The sequence below is a fragment of the Geobacillus sp. genome (assembly GCF_017515625.1).
In the GTDB taxonomy this organism is placed as follows: domain Bacteria; phylum Bacillota; class Bacilli; order Bacillales; family Anoxybacillaceae; genus Geobacillus; species Geobacillus stearothermophilus.
In genome coordinates this window covers 1-13,518 of the sequence record NZ_JAFWFM010000207.1, presented here as the reverse complement: position 1 = coordinate 13,518, position 13,518 = coordinate 1, and the positions used below count along the sequence as shown (strand labels likewise).

Below are 13,518 nucleotides of genomic sequence, written 5' to 3'. Positions count from 1 at the left end.
GCGTGACGGAAGACCGAACAACGACTCGCTTCACAGACCCATTCATGGGTCTTTAAGCGGCGTTGTTCGGTCACTCGACAGTCGGATGCAATGACCGGCAAAGACGAAAAATGTTAAAGCTTTAAATTGCATCTATATAGCTTGCGTCATCCGGACCGGCTGTAGCGGAAAGCTGCCGCCTGGATGGCTGGCCGACGGCTTCCGCCGGTGGGAGATTGTGTTTCGGTTGGTCTTGGACACTTGAAGCATCATGCCCCCGCTGCTGCTGTCAAGCAAAGATCGTTGCTGCCGACAAGACGAGGCCGGCTGAAGCCGGCCGGGAAAAGCAGCCGCTCCATTGGATGGGGCGGGCTCCGTTTACCATTGGACGGCGATGCGGTTGGCCGCGGCGGCTCCTTTGGGCAGTTCAGCGCCATATACGAAGCCGTCGACTGTCAGGGAGCGGACGTTGCCGGACGGTCGAACCGCAATCTCAAACTGGGAAAAGCGCCGTTCTTCACCTGGTTCAATGGGGACGCCATGGAGCGGGGCAATCCAATATTCGCCGTTTTGCCGCACTTTTTCCCGCCAGTTTTCTTGGATGAACGTCCAACCTTCGGCGCCGCTGTCAGCCAGCCCCTCCTGTGCGGCGCGCCCGCTTTGGGGGAGCGCAATTTTTCCGCTCAGCACCGCTGCTTTCGGCGGCGAGATGCGGAGGCAGACGACCGGATGGTGAAGCGGCGCGGTTCCGCTGTTGCGGATGATGAAGTCGCCAATCACGACAATTTCTTCTTCATCAAGGTGCGTCGGGATCATAACCGAGTAATGAAACAGCGCCAGCACGGAAGCGGCTGGATCGGCGCCGGTGGTTTGTTGCGGTCCGGAGACGCGTTGCTCTGCCTCTTCGAGCGCGATTTCATACAACAAAAGCTGGCGCTCCAAGGCCGCGATCTTTTTCTTGTACATTTCGGCGTTGACTGTTTCGGCTTCACGCAATTTTTCTTTTAGATAGGCGCTGCGCATTTTTTCTTTTTCCAGTTCGGCCTCAAGCTGCTTGATCTGTTGCCTGCACGAGGCGGCTTCAGACCGGTAGTGAATAATTTGTTGCTGCAGGCGGAGGTGCCGGTCATCATTCGCATTTTTCACTCGTTTTCCACTCCTTCCATTTTTATCTTATGTATACGCGGAAGGCAAGTGCCATATAAAAAAGGCTGTTGTTGAGAACAACAGCCTAAGTGGTGCGGGACGTTACATTGCTGGGAATACGTCCGGGCATTGTGGCGGAAATTTGGTTGTCGGGCACAGCGTAGCTTCGGCAAGTTCTTCGCGCGGTTGGCAGAAGCAGGCTTCAACTTCGATTTTGACGTCAGCTTCCACTTGGACTTCAAGGCATAAGGTGATGGAAACGTCGAGTTGAGTGAAGTTGTCCGTGCAAACTAAGCTTGTATCGCATTCAAAGAAGGAAATATGGCAATTGAGCTGCGTGCCTTCCGGAGCGCATAAGATGAATGTTTGCGCCGCGGCAAACGGAATCGGCGCCGATTGGCAAATCACCGTGCCGGTCGGGCTGACAATTTGCACAACGATGTGTCCTTTGACGAGCGCTTTGACTTTTTGCAATGTCACGGTCTCCCCGGAAGGAAGGGTGACGTTGACGGGCTGCCGGCCGTTTGGCTGCATGATTTCTTGGCAAATCAGCGCATCCTGGTCAACAACCGGATCGATTGGATTTCCGGCAGCGTCTGTCAAGAAACAACGAATGGCAAAGTTTTGCGGGTCCATGTTTTGCGCTGCCAAAAAGTCGCAAATCGTCCCGTCTCCCGGACAAGTGTCCGATGGGAAAATCGTTTCCAAATCATCGCCGCTGAAGCTTTTTAATGGCACGTCGATTTGCCGCGTCACCCAGTCATAAATTTTGCGTGTTCTGATGCATACCCTTTCCGTATCGCGATGGTAATGGCCCATTTTCTCGTTCCTCCTATCGTTCATTTGTTCCCCAACGCCTAATGGTTTGGGACTACTGTATACTATGAATGATATAGGTAAATGTGTTGGGACAGATGCGGATTTTTTATCGGCAGGCGTCTGCCGGACGATGAAATAAAGGGGGAGATGACGAATGAGAGAACAACGGGGAGCGGCGAAGGCAGGAACAAAAGGGATAGATGAACGGCGGCTGGCTGAGCGGATTGCTGAGCTGGAGCGCCGGCTCGAAGAAGCAGAGGCAGAAAATGTAGTGTTAAGGGAACTGGCTTACCAAAGCAAGCAACGTTATGAGCAAATAAAGCAGCTGATGAAACAAAACGACGAACTTCGCCGCCAGCTGCAGCAGCTGCAAGGAGAGACGGGAGGAGTACGTGACGAAGAACGGCCGGACAGCTGGTTTTTCCGTACGCTGCGCCAAGAAAACGCGATTGTGCCCCACCCGGACGAGCACAAGGAAAAATGAGGCGCACCCTTGGCCGATAGGGCCATACAATAGCAGTAGCCATACATTTTTTTCATCTGGAGGGATGAGGCCATGACGAAACCAATCTCGCCCAAACCGACGGCTTGGGCGCTCACCTCAACAACCCAGCCAGTGCGGCGCCCGAGAGGCTGCGGCTGCGGCCGGCCGCCGGTCGTAAAGAAATAGCACAAATCCGTGAGAAGCGCCTATACTCCGCTTCCTCTCCTTGCATAGTCTAACAGTGCAACTAGGCGAAAGGAAGGGGGGAAGGGCATGTCGGATCGGAAAAAAGCGAAAGTGATTCATGTCGATAAATTGATCATTCATGCCGATGACATCGTCATTATGCCGCGCGGCCGCATCCGCGATCCATGGTTGTTCCCGCACCGCGATGATACGGAAATGGAAGCCGTTGAAGATGCGCGGGACCGGGATAAGGAAGAACATGGTGAAGGAGGCTATGATCGAAACGAAGGAGAACAGAGACCGTTCTCGTGGATCTAGCCATAAAGCAAATGGGGGACGCCAACGGTGGAGCGTTTTAAAAATTACGGGCTTTGGCTGGCAATCGGATCGTTTGCCGTGATTGCGCTTGAGACATTCGGCGTCGACATTGATCTTGGCAAATATGAACAACTGTACCATGCCTTCTTAAGCATTTTGGTGATGGCCGGTATTTTAAACAACCGTCGCTCGGCCGCGGTTATTCCGATAAAGTTGATGACAAGTCGTAACCCGCATGGGCGCCTGCAGAAGGCGCCCTTTTTGTGCCCGGAAAGGCTGGAAAGGCGACAGAACGTTTTGCAGAAAATGACAATTATAATTTGGCGGCGAAAAAACCATTCTAAACATTGTCACCACCAATCTTACACCATATAAGGAGGACATGAATCATGACGGTTGCAACACAAGTGAAACAAACATTGGCGGGGTTAAAATCGGCTCAAGCGAGCTTCGAAACGTTTGCTTTGCAAACCGAAAACCAAGCCGCGAAACAGCTTTACCAACAAGCTGCCCAACAAACGCAGGCGGTCGTTGATTTGGTGAACTCGCGCATGCAAGAAATTCAAAACGAAGAGCCACAATATAAACAACAATAACCTTCGCTGAAGCGAATGGGATGGTTCAGGCGGAAAGGTTGGCACAGCACGCCAACCTTTCCCGACTTGGCGGAAATACATAAAAACGAATGGGTTGATGAAGATGAAAAAATGGTGGTTGGCGGCCGTCGTTGCGATGATCGCGGTCGGCGGCTGCGCCAAAGAAGAAACGGAACAAAAACAATCGCTGCAAGGGGCAAACCTACTGAGAACCCAAACGTCCGGGACGGCGAAACATGCGGAGCTGAACCAAGGTCCGGCCGAGCGGGCGGCCAGCTATTTGCGCGGGCGCGACGATGTTCGGGACGTGGTGGCGGTCAACAGCGTGGATCGGTTGCTCATTGCTTATCAAATTCCCCATATGAAGCGGTGGAGTCGAAAACAAATTGAGAAAGACATTGACCAAAAACTGCGCGACCTGTTTCCTGGCTATGATGTTGTTTCCTCGAGCGATTTGAAAATTTTTTGGAAGACGAAGGAATTAAAAGCCAACATGGACAATCGACGCTGGGATGAACGAAAAGTCAATCGGGAAATCAAGCGCATTGAAAAGCTAAGCAAAGAGCAAACATAAGAGGTGTCATTATGGCGAATGAAAAACGGAAAAAGCTGACCCCGGTTCAGCAGGAATATCATTTATTCGAAAAAGAGCGGGAAACGAAGCGTCCTATTGTTCGAAACTGTGTTTGCGCGTTTCTCGTTGGCGGAATCATTTGCACGATCGGGCAGGCGATCTCTTATTTCTATATGTACTTCTTTGATTTCACCGAGCAAACGGCAGGCAATCCGACGGTGGCGACGATGGTCTTTTTGTCGATGATTTTAACTGGGTTTGGCGTTTATGACCGGATCGCCCAATTCGCTGGGGCGGGAAGCGCCGTGCCGGTGACAGGGTTTGGCAACGCCGTCATCTCGGCGGCGATTGAGCACCGGACGGAAGGATTTGTGTTAGGCGTCGGATCGAACATGTTCAAGCTCGCCGGATCGGTCATCTTGTTCGGTACGTTTTCCGCCTTTGTTATCGCTCTTGTCAAAACGATTGCGACCCAGTGGGGGGGATTGTAATGCTGAAAGGGCACCGCACATGGGTGTTTGCGAACAAGCCGGCAATCATCGCAACAGCGGCGGTCGGCGGGCCGTTTGAGGCGAACGGCCGCCTCGCGGAAGACTTTGATCTTCTTCACGAAGATTTATGGCTCGGAGAGGAGTCGTACGAGAAGGCGCACCGCGTGCTCATGGAAGAAGCAGCGTTTCAGGCGATGGAAAAGGCCGGATTAGAGAAGGAAAACGTGCAGTTTCTCATCGCCGGCGATTTGATCAACCAGATGACGCCGACAAGTTTTGCCGCCCGAACGCTCGGCATGCCGTACCTTGGCATTTTTGGCGCCTGCTCAACCTCCATGGAAGGGCTTGCGCTCAGCGCTTTTATTACCAACTATGGCGGGGCAGACTATATCTTAACCGGTGCGTCAAGCCATAACACCGCTGTCGAAAAGCAGTTCCGCTATCCAACCGAATACGGCGGGCAAAAGCCGCCGACAGCGCAGTGGACGGTAACGGGAGCTGGCGTGGCGATCGTCAGCCCGAAAGGGGACGGGCCGCGCGTGACGGCAGCGACGATCGGCCGCGTTGTGGATATGGGGCTTGCCGACCCGTTCAACATGGGTGGAGCGATGGCGCCGGCGGCGGTCGATACGATTGAGGCGCATTTGCGCGACATGCAAATCGATGCATCGTATTACGATTTGATCGTCACCGGCGATCTAGGGCGAATCGGACGCCAAGTCTCCCTTGACTTGCTGCGTCAGCACGGCATTGACATCGATGAAGAGCGCTACCAAGATTGCGGACTTCTCATTTACCGTGACGGACAGCCGGTTTTATCCGGAGCGAGCGGGGCGGCTTGTTCCGCTGTCGTCGTTTACGGGCATCTCATCAAACGGATGCGCCGCGGCGAACTGAAGCGCATTTTGGCGGTGGCGACAGGGGCGCTGTTATCGCCATTGTCGTTTCAGCAAAACGAAACGATCCCGTGCATTGCCCATGCGGTGGCGATCGAGTACGGAGGTGAGGCGTAGCGTGTTGGCCATGTTTTTTTGGGCGTTTGTCGTCGGCGGGCTGATTTGCGTGATCGGGCAAATTTTGATGGATGTGTTTAAACTGACACCTGCGCATACGTTGACGATTCTCGTCGTCGTCGGGGCGATTTTGGATGGATTCGGTTTGTATGAGCCGCTCATTAATTTTGCCGGCGCCGGGGCGACGATTCCGATTACGAGCTTTGGAAACGCGCTCGTTCACGGCGCGATGCAAGAGGCGGAAAAACACGGCATTATCGGCGTATTGACCGGCATGTTTGAAGTGACGAGCGCCGGCATCTCCGCGGCGATCGTCTTTGGGTTTATCGGGGCGCTCTTGTTCCGCCCGAAAGGATAGGAGGGATCTTCCATGACCGTTGCTTCGCAGGTGAAACAAACGTTGGCGAGCTTAAAAGGCATTCACGCTGGGCTGCAACAGCTGGCGCTCACTTCCCAGGATGAAACGGCGCAGCGGACGTTTCATGAAGCGATGCTTGCGACAGAGGAGATCATCGCGGACATCAAAGACCGGATCGGCCGGCTCGAGTTCGAGGAGCCGCAATATCACGGAAAGTAAGGAGCATGATCGATGCCTATATGGTTAGAAACCGCCATTCGTTCGATTTGCATTTTAATCGGGGTGTTTGTGATCACCCGCATTCTCGGCAAAAAGCAATTATCAAAATTGTCGTTTTTTGAATACATCGTCGGCATTACCGTCGGCGATATTGCTGGAACGATGTCGGTCGATTTAGGAATTTCGTTGCAAGAAGGCATCACCAGCATTTTGATTTGGTCGCTGTTTCCAGTGGCTGTCGCTCGTCTCTCGCTGCGCAACAAGAAATTTCGCGATTTTGTCGAGGGCAATTCCACGGTTTTTATTAAAAACGGCAAAATTTTAGAGGAAAACTTGAAACGGGAGAAATATACGGTTGACGAGCTGCTCGAACAGCTGCGCAAAAAAGATGTGTTCCGCGTCGCCGACGTCGAGTTTGCGGTGCTTGAGCCAAACGGCGACTTGAACGTGTTGCTGAAGCGGGAAAAGCAGCCCCTCACCGTCGGAGATGTGTTCCCAAACCCACCGCGGGAAAAAGAGCCGCAAACGGTCATTATGGACGGCATGATTTTGGATGAGCCACTCGCTACGATGGGGCTTAGCCGCGGCTGGCTGAAGGAACAGCTTGACAAACAAGGAGTGGCGATTGAAAATGTGTTTCACGCCCAAGTCGATTCATACGGACAGCTGACGATCGATTTGTACGATGATAAGATCCAAATTGCCGAGCCGCAGGAGAAAAAGCTGCTCTTGGCCGCGATGAAAAAAATGCAGGCTGATCTGGAGCTGTATGCGTTGCAGACGAATTCCGAAGAGGCGAAGGCGCTGTATGAACGAAACGCCGCAAAAATGGCAGAGCTTGTGCAAAAAGTCGAACCGCTCTTGCGAAACTGATGACACAGGAGTAAAAGACGATGGAAGACAAACGGATAAAAACGACGGATGAGGAAATTCAAGTCCAATTGAAACCAAACGACCGCTCCGAGCGGACGCGGACGACCGATGAGGAAATTTCGATTGAATTCATGTTTGACAGCCCGCAGCTGATGCGCCAGCCGAAAGACTACGACGAAACTGAATATTGACGGCTTCCGTTTCCACAATCAGCGATCCATAAGGAGCTGTCTGTTCATTCGCATGGCTGTCCGAGAAGGAAAGCTTCCTTCTCGGACAGCCTCTTTTTGTTGCCCTTCTTCTCTGGCGAGGCAAGGATGCCGCCCCGTCTTACTCCGGCAGGGACTGCAAAAAGGCGCGCACTTCTTCCGGCGTTTTCGCATCAGCGCTATGCAGATGGGCGATTTTTTCCCCGTTTCGGAACACAAGAAGACTTGGAATGCCAAGCACTTGGTACTTATCACTAATATCTAGAAACTGATCTCGGTCGATTTCGAACCAGTCGTACTGCCCGTAATCGCGGATGATGTCATCGATGAACATGTTCAGGCGCACGCAGTCTGGACACCAAGTTGTGTAAAACTTCATAATCGCTGGCTTATCGCCGGAAATGGCCGCCTCGAATTGCTCAACTGTTTCAATTTGTCTCACATTCGTTCCCTCCCTTTCATGTTGCCGTTCATCTTTACTTTACCATATGGCAAGGCAAAAAAAGAACGGGGACGCCTTCACCTCGGGCAGTCGTTTTTGCATACAACAGTAAGAAAGGAGGGGAAAGTGTGAGCAAAGAGTTGGAAAAAGCGCTCGAAAATTGGGTTGCGTCGCGCAAAGAAGGGCATGAAACGTTCATCCGCCTGTTTGAACAATGGGGAAAGGACTTTAACAAACAGCTGCAAGAAATCGAAAAATTGAACAATGGATTTTTAAAAAGTGTACAAGGCAACTTGGACTACATCGAGCAATGGTTTGCGAAGAAGGAGCGGGAATTTGCCGAGCTGTTCCGCCGATTTGGATGACAAAATGGCCTTTGCGCCCATACGCTCCGCTAAGCCGGTGAATACGATACAGTAAACGGAGAAGGAGGTGAACATTATAATGGGCTTCTGCGGTTATGGTTATCCTTACGGCTACGGCTATGGCGGTGGCTATGGCGGTGGCTATGGCGGTGGCTTTGTGCTGATTGTCGTGTTGTTCATTTTGTTGATTATTGTCGGCGCGGCATTTGTCGCCTAACGGAAAAAGCGAATGGGATACGGGCCGTTTCGGCGCCACGGAGCGGCTCGTATTTTTCTTTCCCTAATTTGATGCACGCCGAGGCGGGAGCATCATACGATATAGCAGGGAGAAGGAGGCAGAACGATGGATCAGCAATTTTTTAAAAACATCGAACAGAAAACAGGTGTCAATATGAAAGACGTTTTTGAGCTCGCCAACTCGCTGCAAAACGCCAATTTCAGCGATGAAAAAACGGTGCGCCAAGTGGTGAAGCGGGTGGCGCAAATTGCCAACCGGAAAGTGCCAAAAGAACTTGAGGACCAAATCGTCAAGGCGATCGTCCATAACGGCAAACAAATTGATTTGAACACGATCGCCAATATGTTGAACAACAAAAAGTAAGCAAAAGGGAGCTTGCGTGCGCACAGCTCCCTTTTGCTCTGCTTGGCTCAGGAGAGCGAAACGATGTTCGATGATCCCAAGCCTTGGATCAGTGTAGACGAGGCTGTTCTATGGCCATCATTCGAGTGATTTCACCATCGTGACATGTGGGATGCCGGCGTCCATAAAGACGCCGGAGACGGTCGTATAGCCGAGCTTTTGGTAAAACGGTTCTGCGTGCGTCTGGGCGTTCAGTTTCGCCGTTTTCGCCCCTTTTGTTTTCGCAAGCTGCTCCAACGCCTCCATCACCATCCGGCCGACGCCGCGGCCGCGGTAAGCCGGCAAAACGCAGATGCGCTCCGCTTTGCCAACCCCTTCATCGACCAGGCGAAACCGGCCGGCTGCGACTGCTTGTTCGCCATCGTATAGGACGAGATGGAACGATTCATGTTCAAATGCATCGATTTCTTCTTCTTCCGGCACGTTTTGCTCTTCGATGAATACAATCCGACGGACGCGCAACGCGTCTTCATACAACGCGCGGTCTTCCGTTGTTCCAATGGCGACGTTCATTCTCCCGTTTCCTTTCCTCCAACGATAAAGGTTTCATAGACAGTCCATGATCCGTTCTCGAGCTGGTAAAGAAGGTGGAACCGGTCGACCGTCTCTTCAAAATGGACGTTTTGCAGCCGCAGTTGGCTGTAGACGTCAGCGTATTCCGCATTCGGCAAATCGCGGCCAATTGTAATGTGCGGCACGAACACGAATTCCGGCTCCCCGGCAAACAAGCCGCTGTGCAGCTGCTCGTGCAACCGTTCCAGCACTTCGTTTGGCTCGACTTTCAAATAAATGATGTGGCTTGTCGGGTAAAACGAGCTGAATTTCGTCACTTTGATCGGAATTGGCTCCGTTTCCGCTGCGATGCGGCGCAGCTCTTTCGTCATTTCTTTGATTTGCTCCTCATCCGCCTCAAACGGGTATTTTAATGTAATGTGCGGCGGGATGAGGGCGTAATGGCTGTCGTACCGCTTCCGGTACGAGTTGGCGAAGTCTTGAATCCGCTTTGGCGGAAAAATGACAATGACGTACTTCATTCCGCTTTCCCTCCTTCAGATGGTTCGTTTGCCGTTATTTACAGCGACAAAATGGCCGATACCGCCCGGGGCACATCCGGCTGCCAATACGTCCATGCATGCCCGCCGGCAAATTCATGGTACGTGTAGGGAAACCGCTTTTCGATCAATAAGTCCCGTGCGGCCCGGTTCGGGGTGATAAAATCGCGTACATGGCCGTCCGTCGTTTTGACCGCCGTTTCTTCTGCGCCGACGGAATGGTAAAGGGAAAGAAGCGACGGGGCGCGGAACGCGCGGATGCGTTCGAGCACTGAGTCGTCAATGTAAGGAGACTGCATGGCGATTTTTCCAAATGTATGCGGATACAACAGACCGGCTAGAAGCGACACGGTTCCTCCCAGCGAATCGCCAATCAGCGCTCGTCCTTTGCCCATTTGATATGTCGGCAGCTCGCGATCCAAAAACGGCGCGAGCTCATGGGCCAAAAAGCGGATATAGGCTTCGTTTTTTCGACCGGCCGGGTGGTATTTCTCGTAGCGGTCGCTGACGTTCCGGTACGGGATGCCGACAACGATCGTTCGGTCGATCGTTCCTTCGTCCATGAGTGTCTCGATCACGGTTTTGATTTTTCCGTACATAAAATAATCCTTGCCGTCTTGCGCGATTAATAAAGAATATTTATGCAACGGAGAAAAATCGCTTGGCAAGTAGACAAGCAACCCGATTTCTTCTTGCAGCTCCCTGCTGTAAAGCGTATAATCGCGCATCGTTCCTGATGCTGTCGCCATGATCATCCTCCATGAAAGCGCAAGTTCACTTGTTATTGTAACATATTTAGGCAAAAAGATGTTAACGAAGGGCTCGAATTTTTCGTGAACTTGCCGAACATTGGTGCCGGCAAAAAAAATGACTTGCAAAAATGACCGGAATGCGTTACATTTTTTAATAAATTAACAATTAACAAAATTAAATACGCAGCGGTTCTTATCAAGAGAAGCGGAGGGAACTGGCCCAATGAAGCTTCAGCAACCAGCCGCCCGACGGCCAGGTGCTAAATCCAGCGAATTGAGCATTCAATTCGGCAGATAAGAAGAAGCATGACCATGTTCGTATGGAAAAGTCTTCTTCTTAGAAGACTTTTTTTATTTACTCAAGCGGCCGCTCCCTCAACCGAGAGGCGTCGAGGATCAAGGCCCTCGGCTGCTGCTTGACCAACAGCGGCGCTTCGTTGGGCGTTAAGTGGTTGGCCGTTGATCCATGATGGAATTTTCAACAGAAGGAGAGAGATGAGGTGGATAAACTAGAAACGTTGTTAGCGCAAATTGGCAACCGGAGCGAAACGGTGACGGGGACGGTCAACCCGCCAGTTTATTTTTCCACCGCCTACCGTCATGCCGGCATCGGGGAGTCGACCGGGTTTGACTATATCCGCACCGGCAACCCGACGCGCAAAATCGTCGAAGAAGCGATCGCGAGACTGGAAGGCGGCGACCAAGGCTATGCGTTCAGCTCCGGCATGGCCGCCATTCAGACAGTGCTCGCCTTGTTTGAGAGCGGAGACGAGTTTCTCGTATCGGCCGACCTTTACGGCGGGACGTACCGCCTGTTTGAGCGCGGCTGGCGCAAGTACGGTCTCGGCTTTCATTACGTCGATTTTGCTGATCTCGCTGCGGTGGAAGCGTGTATCACCGAAAAAACGAAAGCGATTTTCCTGGAAACACCGACGAACCCGCTTATGCATGAGACCGATATCCGCGCCGTCTCCGAATTCGCCAAACGGCATGGGCTGCTGCTGATCGTCGATAACACGTTTTACACGCCGGTGCTCCAACGCCCAATCGAACAAGGCGCCGATATTGTCATCCACAGCGCCACGAAATACTTAGGCGGCCATAACGACGTGTTGGCTGGCCTTGTCGTCGCCAAGGGCGAGGAGCTCTGTCAACGCCTGACCGAGTATCAGAACGCCATCGGCGCGGTGTTGTCGCCGTTTGATTCGTGGCTGTTGATTCGCGGGATGAAAACGCTGGCGCTAAGGATGCGCCAGCATGAAGAAAACGCCAAGCGCATCAGCGCCTTTTTGCGCGAACATGAAGATGTCACTGATGTGCTGTATCCGGGGAGAGGCGGGATGCTGTCGTTCCGGATTGCCGATGAAAAGTGGGTGAACGGGTTTTTAAAAAGCTTGCGCCTCATTACATTCGCGGAAAGCCTGGGCGGAGTCGAAAGCTTTATTACGTACCCAGCGACGCAGACGCATGCGGACATTCCTGAGGAAATCCGCATCCAAAACGGTATTTGCAACCGGCTGCTCCGCTTCTCGGTCGGCATCGAACATGCGGATGATTTAATCGCCGACTTGGCGCAAGCGTTCAAACACATGAAAGAGGTGTAAGCGATGGAACGGGAATGGTCGTTTTCAACGAAACTGCTCCATAATGAATGGAAAGTCGATCGCCACACGGGAGCGGTGAGCGTGCCGATCCAGCACGCCTCCACGTTCCATCAGTTCGATTTCGCCACGTTCGGCAAATACGACTACAGCCGCTCCGGCAACCCGACGCGCGAGGCGCTTGAGGAAACGATCGCGGCGTTAGAAGGCGGAACGCGCGGATTCGCCTTCGCTTCTGGCATGGCGGCCATTTCGACGGCGTTTTTGCTCTTGTCCCGAGGCGACCACGTCCTCGTGACCGAAGACGTCTACGGCGGCACGTACCGGATGATCACGGAAGTGTTGACCCGCTTTGGCATCGAGCATACGTTTGTCGATATGACAGATTTAAACACAGTAGCGGAAAACATTCGTCCGAACACGAAAGTCATTTATATGGAAACGCCGTCCAATCCGCTGTTAAAAGTGACCGATATTCAAGGCGTCGTCAAGTTGGCGAAGGCGCATGGCTGTTTGACATTCTTGGATAATACGTTCATGACGCCGGCGTTGCAGCGGCCGCTTGACCTTGGCGTCGATATTGTCCTTCACAGCGCCACGAAATTTTTAGCCGGCCATAGCGACGTCGTCGCCGGATTGGCCGTGGTGAAAGATGAAGAGTTGGGAAAAGAGCTGTACAAACTGCAAAACGCGTTTGGTGCCGTTCTTGGCGTCCAAGATGCGTGGCTTGTGCTGCGGGGATTAAAAACGCTCCACGTTCGGCTGAAGCAGTCGTCCGAATCCGCCCTGGCCATCGCTGAGTATTTGGCGCGCCATCCGAAAGTGGAAGATGTGTATTATCCAGGGCTTTCGCACCACCCAGGCCATGACATCCAGCGCCATCAGGCGGCCGGGTTTGGCGCTGTGCTGTCGTTCCGTTTAGCCGATGAAGAAGCGGCTCGGACGTTCGTCCGAAACGTCCGCTTGCCGGTGTTTGCTGTCAGCCTTGGGGCGGTCGAGTCAATTTTATCGCACCCAGCGAAAATGTCGCATGCGGCGATGCCAAAAGAAGAGAGGCTCCGGCGCGGCATTACCGACGGCTTGTTGCGGCTGAGCGTCGGGCTTGAGGATGTCAACGATTTGATCGCCGATTTTGAGCAGGCGTTGTCGTTTGTTCAGGAGCGGCCGTCAGTTTCAACGCCATAGCCATCAGCCCGCCAAGCCTTCACAGCTCGGCGGGCGGGTCAAGATGCCGCTGAGGTTGACAACAGCCGCTCCTCTTTTAACTTCCCTCCGAAAGAAGTCTCCTACTTCTAAACGTGAAGGTGCGCCAGCACCAGTGAAAGTGGGAGATGAATGTCGGTTGGCGTTAGCCAACGAATAGGATAGAATATGGCTAGAACGGACACCTTCGGAACGAAG

At 52.8% G+C, this 13,518-nt stretch carries 21 protein-coding genes, 1 pseudogene and 1 riboswitch; of the genes and pseudogenes, 16 read left to right on the top strand and 6 right to left on the bottom strand.

The features are described from left to right. Window positions 1–357 precede the first annotated feature (357 nt). A complete protein-coding gene (locus IKE44_RS12060) occupies window positions 358–1,125 on the bottom strand; it encodes a tropomyosin (protein ID WP_287466022.1) in 768 nt (255 codons plus the stop codon). A gap of 102 nt (window positions 1,126–1,227) precedes the next feature. Continuing rightward, complete coding sequence (locus IKE44_RS12055) at window positions 1,228–1,944, bottom strand: BMQ_0737 family morphogenetic spore coat protein (protein ID WP_287466021.1); 717 nt, start codon at window positions 1,942–1,944, stop codon at window positions 1,228–1,230. A gap of 154 nt (window positions 1,945–2,098) precedes the next feature. Between IKE44_RS12055 and IKE44_RS12050 the strand changes: the two genes are divergently transcribed. The 11 genes and pseudogenes from IKE44_RS12050 (at window position 2,099) to IKE44_RS12000 (ending at window position 7,247) form a co-directional block, all read left to right on the top strand. Continuing rightward, window positions 2,099–2,428, top strand: a complete 330-nt coding sequence (locus IKE44_RS12050) for a spore coat protein regulator YlbO (RefSeq protein WP_033015677.1) — start codon at window positions 2,099–2,101, stop codon at window positions 2,426–2,428. 273 nt (window positions 2,429–2,701) lie between these two features. Next, the gene (locus IKE44_RS12045; protein ID WP_049624147.1) at window positions 2,702–2,932 is read left to right on the top strand and encodes a hypothetical protein; all 231 of its coding nucleotides are present in this window, start codon (window positions 2,702–2,704) and stop codon (window positions 2,930–2,932) included. Between the two features lie 27 nt (window positions 2,933–2,959). Further along, window positions 2,960–3,162: pseudogene (locus IKE44_RS12040) on the top strand (holin). Window positions 3,163–3,321: 159 nt separating this feature from the next. Then, window positions 3,322–3,528: a DUF1657 domain-containing protein gene (locus IKE44_RS12035; protein WP_033015681.1), complete on the top strand. Its 207-nt coding sequence runs from the start codon at window positions 3,322–3,324 to the stop codon at window positions 3,526–3,528. Window positions 3,529–3,625: 97 nt separating this feature from the next. Then, entirely contained in the window at window positions 3,626–4,102 is a 477-nt protein-coding gene (locus IKE44_RS12030; protein ID WP_049624146.1) for a YhcN/YlaJ family sporulation lipoprotein, read from the top strand. An 11-nt stretch (window positions 4,103–4,113) separates the two neighbouring features. Next, entirely contained in the window at window positions 4,114–4,593 is a 480-nt protein-coding gene (spoVAC, locus tag IKE44_RS12025) for a stage V sporulation protein AC (RefSeq protein WP_049624145.1), read from the top strand. Further along, window positions 4,593–5,606: a stage V sporulation protein AD gene (gene spoVAD / locus IKE44_RS12020; protein ID WP_049624144.1), complete on the top strand. Its 1,014-nt coding sequence runs from the start codon at window positions 4,593–4,595 to the stop codon at window positions 5,604–5,606. Before spoVAC ends, spoVAD begins: the two co-directional genes overlap by 1 nt. A gap of 1 nt (window position 5,607) precedes the next feature. Further along, the gene (gene spoVAE / locus IKE44_RS12015) at window positions 5,608–5,964 is read left to right on the top strand and encodes a stage V sporulation protein AE (protein ID WP_053532180.1); all 357 of its coding nucleotides are present in this window, start codon (window positions 5,608–5,610) and stop codon (window positions 5,962–5,964) included. A gap of 12 nt (window positions 5,965–5,976) precedes the next feature. After that, window positions 5,977–6,183, top strand: a complete 207-nt coding sequence (locus IKE44_RS12010; RefSeq protein WP_011230357.1) for a DUF1657 domain-containing protein — start codon at window positions 5,977–5,979, stop codon at window positions 6,181–6,183. 12 nt (window positions 6,184–6,195) lie between these two features. Beyond that, window positions 6,196–7,056, top strand: a complete 861-nt coding sequence (locus tag IKE44_RS12005; RefSeq protein WP_049624142.1) for a DUF421 domain-containing protein — start codon at window positions 6,196–6,198, stop codon at window positions 7,054–7,056. Window positions 7,057–7,076: 20 nt separating this feature from the next. Beyond that, window positions 7,077–7,247, top strand: coding sequence for a hypothetical protein (locus IKE44_RS12000; protein ID WP_183084369.1), 171 nt, complete (start codon window positions 7,077–7,079; stop codon window positions 7,245–7,247). Window positions 7,248–7,386: 139 nt separating this feature from the next. On the opposite strand, the gene IKE44_RS11995 is transcribed toward IKE44_RS12000, so the two are convergent. Beyond that, window positions 7,387–7,707, bottom strand: a complete 321-nt coding sequence (locus IKE44_RS11995) for a thioredoxin family protein (protein WP_287466020.1) — start codon at window positions 7,705–7,707, stop codon at window positions 7,387–7,389. Window positions 7,708–7,835: 128 nt separating this feature from the next. Here IKE44_RS11995 and IKE44_RS11990 point away from each other — a divergent pair, with 128 nt between their 5' ends. From IKE44_RS11990 to spoVIF, 3 genes are all read left to right on the top strand, one after another. Then, a complete protein-coding gene (locus IKE44_RS11990; protein ID WP_015374185.1) occupies window positions 7,836–8,072 on the top strand; it encodes a hypothetical protein in 237 nt (78 codons plus the stop codon). Between the two features lie 79 nt (window positions 8,073–8,151). Further along, complete coding sequence (locus IKE44_RS11985; protein ID WP_080985672.1) at window positions 8,152–8,289, top strand: YjcZ family sporulation protein; 138 nt, start codon at window positions 8,152–8,154, stop codon at window positions 8,287–8,289. A gap of 126 nt (window positions 8,290–8,415) precedes the next feature. Further along, window positions 8,416–8,673 carry a sporulation-specific transcription regulator SpoVIF gene (spoVIF, locus tag IKE44_RS11980; RefSeq protein WP_033015693.1) on the top strand — a complete coding sequence of 86 codons (258 nt, stop codon included), beginning with the start codon at window positions 8,416–8,418 and terminating at the stop codon, window positions 8,671–8,673. Between the two features lie 117 nt (window positions 8,674–8,790). Here spoVIF and IKE44_RS11975 read toward each other — a convergent pair whose 3' ends face one another. The 3 genes from IKE44_RS11975 to IKE44_RS11965 are packed head-to-tail and all read right to left on the bottom strand — an operon-like array spanning window position 8,791 to window position 10,513. Continuing rightward, window positions 8,791–9,225: a GNAT family N-acetyltransferase gene (locus IKE44_RS11975; protein WP_033015695.1), complete on the bottom strand. Its 435-nt coding sequence runs from the start codon at window positions 9,223–9,225 to the stop codon at window positions 8,791–8,793. Next, a complete protein-coding gene (locus IKE44_RS11970; protein WP_049624140.1) occupies window positions 9,222–9,746 on the bottom strand; it encodes a YjcG family protein in 525 nt (174 codons plus the stop codon). The genes IKE44_RS11975 and IKE44_RS11970 overlap by 4 nt, the downstream gene beginning before the upstream one ends. A gap of 38 nt (window positions 9,747–9,784) precedes the next feature. Next, the gene (locus IKE44_RS11965) at window positions 9,785–10,513 is read right to left on the bottom strand and encodes an alpha/beta hydrolase (RefSeq protein ID WP_049624139.1); all 729 of its coding nucleotides are present in this window, start codon (window positions 10,511–10,513) and stop codon (window positions 9,785–9,787) included. Window positions 10,514–10,706: 193 nt separating this feature from the next. Beyond that, window positions 10,707–10,817: riboswitch (SAM riboswitch) on the top strand. Window positions 10,818–11,016: 199 nt separating this feature from the next. Here IKE44_RS11965 and IKE44_RS11960 point away from each other — a divergent pair. After that, window positions 11,017–12,120, top strand: coding sequence for a methionine biosynthesis PLP-dependent protein (locus tag IKE44_RS11960; RefSeq protein ID WP_049624138.1), 1,104 nt, complete (start codon window positions 11,017–11,019; stop codon window positions 12,118–12,120). Window positions 12,121–12,123: 3 nt separating this feature from the next. Further along, window positions 12,124–13,302 (top strand): cystathionine beta-lyase, encoded by a 1,179-nt coding sequence (gene metC, locus IKE44_RS11955; RefSeq protein ID WP_049626176.1) that lies wholly within the window; start codon window positions 12,124–12,126, stop codon window positions 13,300–13,302. The last annotated feature ends 216 nt before the right edge of the window (window positions 13,303–13,518 follow it).

Excerpts from the sequence above, each read along its gene's own strand:
- metC (WP_049626176.1), top strand. The coding sequence starts at position 12,124 with ATGGAACGGGAATGGTCGTTTTCAACGAAACTGCTCCATAATGAATGG.
- IKE44_RS11965 (WP_049624139.1), bottom strand. The coding sequence starts at position 10,513 with ATGGCGACAGCATCAGGAACGATGCGCGATTATACGCTTTACAGCAGG.
- IKE44_RS12055 (WP_287466021.1), bottom strand. The coding sequence starts at position 1,944 with ATGGGCCATTACCATCGCGATACGGAAAGGGTATGCATCAGAACACGC.
- IKE44_RS12000 (WP_183084369.1), top strand. The coding sequence starts at position 7,077 with ATGGAAGACAAACGGATAAAAACGACGGATGAGGAAATTCAAGTCCAA.
- IKE44_RS12035 (WP_033015681.1), top strand. The coding sequence starts at position 3,322 with ATGACGGTTGCAACACAAGTGAAACAAACATTGGCGGGGTTAAAATCG.
- spoVIF (WP_033015693.1), top strand. The coding sequence starts at position 8,416 with ATGGATCAGCAATTTTTTAAAAACATCGAACAGAAAACAGGTGTCAAT.
- IKE44_RS12045 (WP_049624147.1), top strand. The coding sequence starts at position 2,702 with ATGTCGGATCGGAAAAAAGCGAAAGTGATTCATGTCGATAAATTGATC.
- IKE44_RS11985 (WP_080985672.1), top strand. The coding sequence starts at position 8,152 with ATGGGCTTCTGCGGTTATGGTTATCCTTACGGCTACGGCTATGGCGGT.
- IKE44_RS12010 (WP_011230357.1), top strand. The coding sequence starts at position 5,977 with ATGACCGTTGCTTCGCAGGTGAAACAAACGTTGGCGAGCTTAAAAGGC.
- IKE44_RS12050 (WP_033015677.1), top strand. The coding sequence starts at position 2,099 with ATGAGAGAACAACGGGGAGCGGCGAAGGCAGGAACAAAAGGGATAGAT.
- IKE44_RS12005 (WP_049624142.1), top strand. The coding sequence starts at position 6,196 with ATGCCTATATGGTTAGAAACCGCCATTCGTTCGATTTGCATTTTAATC.
- IKE44_RS12030 (WP_049624146.1), top strand. The coding sequence starts at position 3,626 with ATGAAGATGAAAAAATGGTGGTTGGCGGCCGTCGTTGCGATGATCGCG.
- spoVAC (WP_049624145.1), top strand. The coding sequence starts at position 4,114 with ATGGCGAATGAAAAACGGAAAAAGCTGACCCCGGTTCAGCAGGAATAT.
- IKE44_RS11970 (WP_049624140.1), bottom strand. The coding sequence starts at position 9,746 with ATGAAGTACGTCATTGTCATTTTTCCGCCAAAGCGGATTCAAGACTTC.
- IKE44_RS11975 (WP_033015695.1), bottom strand. The coding sequence starts at position 9,225 with ATGAACGTCGCCATTGGAACAACGGAAGACCGCGCGTTGTATGAAGAC.
- spoVAD (WP_049624144.1), top strand. The coding sequence starts at position 4,593 with ATGCTGAAAGGGCACCGCACATGGGTGTTTGCGAACAAGCCGGCAATC.